At 38.1% G+C, this 3,919-nt stretch carries 2 protein-coding genes; both read right to left on the reverse strand.

Features of this window, described 5'->3' with window-relative positions; genetic code table 11:
• Positions 1–2,318, reverse strand: a 2,318-nt coding sequence (locus AC1DJR_RS20355; RefSeq protein ID WP_477003367.1) for a phage tail spike protein, incomplete at its 3' end; no start/stop codon positions are given.
• The gene (locus tag AC1DJR_RS20360; RefSeq protein WP_477003368.1) at positions 2,315–3,835 is read right to left on the reverse strand and encodes a distal tail protein Dit; all 1,521 of its coding nucleotides are present in this window, start codon (positions 3,833–3,835) and stop codon (positions 2,315–2,317) included. The genes AC1DJR_RS20360 and AC1DJR_RS20355, both read right to left, overlap by 4 nt.
• Positions 3,836–3,919 lie beyond the last annotated feature (84 nt).

Consider the following 3,919-nt stretch of genomic DNA (forward strand, 5'->3'; position numbering starts at 1 on the left):
TGATTAATCTGGGATATAACATCCCCTTTTTTAACTCTAGAGTTAATATTTTGGTTTGTTATATTAAGAGCGGCTTCCATATCCACAACATAAGCGAATTTGTTATCAGCATCCTTTTTTGAATAAACTTCGGTTGCCTTTGCTCGTAAGTCTATTTCTCCTGTATTCTGTCGGATTTCAGTCCACATGTTTTTTGTTACAGTATCAAAATCGCTCTTAGCTATCTTATCTGCGACCAGATCAACTAATTCTTTATAATTGGTAATGTCTTTCGGGTTTGGCATGTATACAGAGGGTTCTTTACCTTGCTGTAGCTGCGGTTGAGATACCCAAATTGTACCGTTTCGACGTACCCATATATCAGCACGTAAATTTGTAAAACCAGTAGCAGGTGCTTTAGCGGTTACACTTACCAGCACCCACGTTCCATTTACTAGTGATTCTTTAATCTCTGTTTGTACGTAGCTTACTTGTGTTGCACCGTTATAAAATCCAATCCTAATAACCGCGCCGTTAGCTATAGTGTTTTTATCAGCAGTGTAAACCCACGCTGAGTATACATTGTCACCACTATCTAAAGGTACACCAGCGCTTTGAGATATCCCTGTATAGTTATCAGAATTTAACCCTGCAGCGTTTATACGTACTGCATTATAACCGTCGTGTTTTCTATCGGTTACAACGTCAATTGTAGTACCCGTAACATTTCCGATTTTAGACCATTTGGTTAAACTGGGAGTCTCATTCACTACATTACCGTTCGCATCCACTTTCTTATCTTTAAACTCAGTGTTGAATAATACGTTTGGGCCGCCAAGTGCTCCTACATAAGCTTTCATTTGTTTCTCGGAAATTTTCGAACTTAAAGAGTCATTTGTTCGTTCAAGTTCATTTTTCAATTCGTCAACATCCGGAACAACCGATTCCCAAGCTGTACCTGTCCATATTTTCAAGATACCGGGCTTACCGTTGCTAACATCTCGCCACAATGTTTTATTTGCTTTAAGACCTGTTGTTGGCGGATTCTTAGCTTCAATAATGTCCACCATATTATTTTCTATGTTCTCTTTTAATTTCTCAGATATATCTTTAGCCGTTTGTGATTCCTTTACAGCTTGTCCAGATTCTTTCTTTGCTTCTTCGGCCAACTTTTCTAGTTGTTCTAACAGTTCTTTGCTAGCTTTTCCCTCTAACCAAGCGCGCATTTTGTTATATAATTTTCGTAATTCATCGTTCGGATCTATAATCTCTCGATAGTCTCCGAATACATATTTATCTTGTGTAGGATCTGTATAAGATTCATCTCCTGCAATAACACGAGCTTCTAAATATAGTTTTGGTGTAAATCCTGTATCTTTTATTTTGATTGTATCGCCTTCGTTTACTAATTCGTGCGCCAATCCAAATATACGTCCAATAGCTCGCGCTTCTACTAGATAAGAAACCGATGTATTAACACGTTTTTTAAACTCAGTTTTCATGAGTGTCATTAAACGCTGAGGTGTCATATTTTGATCTTCAGTCTCTGGACTATAAAAACCAAATTTGTGTTTCCCTCGCTCATTCCAGCGTTGAAAGGCATCGCTATCAGTAATGTAAGGAAGACCATTATTGATACTCTCAACCGTAATTATTTCGTCTCCTTCACCTTTAACAAATCCCACAAGAGCTGTACAAATATCTCTAGAATGCTCAATTCGTTTTACACCAACCAGGTCCTTTCCTAAAACCACTTCTTTACCGGTTTCTCGGCCACGTTTCTTTATCATATCAACGTACCAACCAATGATTCTAGAACCAACTACCTCTACACGATATTGAATTTCTAAATCAAATAACGCAGCGATTTTCTTTAAAAATGTAAGAGGATCTATAATTTCGTCGATTGTCATTGTGTGGAAGCCCATATATTCCGTTCTACCGCGTTTCCACTTCATACCTATCAGGGCCATATCGATAAACTCATTTACGGTTTTACCTTCTATACGTTGCGGCATTATATAGCCGTCTTTCGCTATTTGGCTCCAAGCACCAGAAGCATGTATAGTAATTGATCTATCATCAGAATCTTTTTCAACTTCATTGTTGATTACATATGGAACCATTCGGCCATCACGAACTTCTTTTACAATTAAATTCTGTTGTTGCAAAGTAATTGCGTGAGGCGTTCCATCAAAAGTTTTAAACTCTAACATATCAACATTATTTTTGATTTCCCAATGACGAATATCATCCCAGTAGTCTTTTGGTTGGATAACTGAAACAATTTGTTCAGTCTTAAAATCCACGACATGTAATATCCCATTCGGCGTTCTCATCTATATCTCTCCCTATAGCTCACGGTCGCGGTGAAATCCGGTGGTATAATATCAATACGATTTTCGCCTCGCATTACGGTTGGGAAATTACTGAAAAACTCTTTTAAATCTATAGCATCCATACCATTGATTGTTACAAGACTCCGCTCGGTATCTATAATAATTTTATCTCCAGTATCGAAAATATACGGCTTCGTATTATCCGGTACTTTATTGAGCTTCCAAATCTTCAAATCGTCCACTTGCATCGTATAAACAGGGGTATTCCGATCCCATCTACAGATTGCAATCATGACTTGAGCAATCTTACGCCCCGTCATTGGATTTTGTTTGTCGATTTCACTAGTATCAATATAACGCTCAACCAACGCGGCATCATCCGTTTCGGTTCCGTCTCTAAACCTTGCCACATAAACAGACCATTCATTTCTTCTTCGTGCGATACGTAATCTTCCATAAAAATTATTAAATGTATTAGGATGCATACCACTTGTATCAACCAATAAGCGTGAGCTATTAGGTGTTCCGCTATTACCAATTCTCGCATGAGCCTTAGTGATTTCAGCATCCCAATATAAATCATTCATATTAATACGGGCCACCACTTCGCTTGTTTCACCTAATAGTAAAATTTCGACTCGTCCCATTTGATCTTTATTTCTCGACTGCAGATGGACCCTTGCTTCCATTTCAAAATCTTGTATCGCGCCGCCAGGAATATTCTTCTTCACAATACCACCGTGAAAGCCCTTTGTTCCTTCTGGTCCATAATAAGGACAGTAAAGTGCCGTACCATCTTTGACCTTTAGTTCTCCTGTCCCCTTCATATCGTCAAACTGGCCGGTTACAGGGGTCCAGCCAATAGTAGTTGACATATCATCCCACATTACACGCTCACGCTCTTGTACTGTGGTTTCTTCCACAGTGAGTGGATAACCAATGCGAAAATAATCCCGACCACTTGGATACGGACCATACCAAACATCCAGAAAGGTACTTGGTTTATTTGCTTGGATTTCTATTACCGCAGGCGCTTCTACACTTCCCTTATTTACAAAGTAAGAAGTGATTTCGGAAGTTGCTTCTCTAGTAAATAAATGAGTATTTGTTTTCCCTAACTTATACGGGTTTGGGCACGAAAATGAAATAGTTGCTTGATGAATATTGGATTTTTCAAGCTTTTCTTCAACTGCTTCCTTAATTCCGTAATATACTAAGTCAGGCTCGTCCGTAAACAAAATTTCTACAGGTCTATCTGTATTCAGTAAATCATTTAATTCGTCAATACGTTTTCTTAATTCAAAAAGAGAGACCCCCTTAAGAGAGAAATCTACCTCGATTACTCTCTTGGGAGTCCTTTTACCTAAAAAATGTGAACCTGGGCGGTGAGGTACCGTTAACTCATTAATTTCGTCACTTAAAATTCCACGACCTCTTATATCGTTAACCATAAAAAATCCTTTTTCGTATTTTTTCTCGAAGTATTCTTCTAAATTAATGCCATTAAAAACTAACAATCTACCGCCCTCCTTTAAAATACTTCTTTCCGTTTTTTTACAGCCTCTTGCTCTCCAGTAATATCATCAACGAACCTATTAAAC

The organism is Bacillus sp. 05T31, assembly GCF_056396725.1.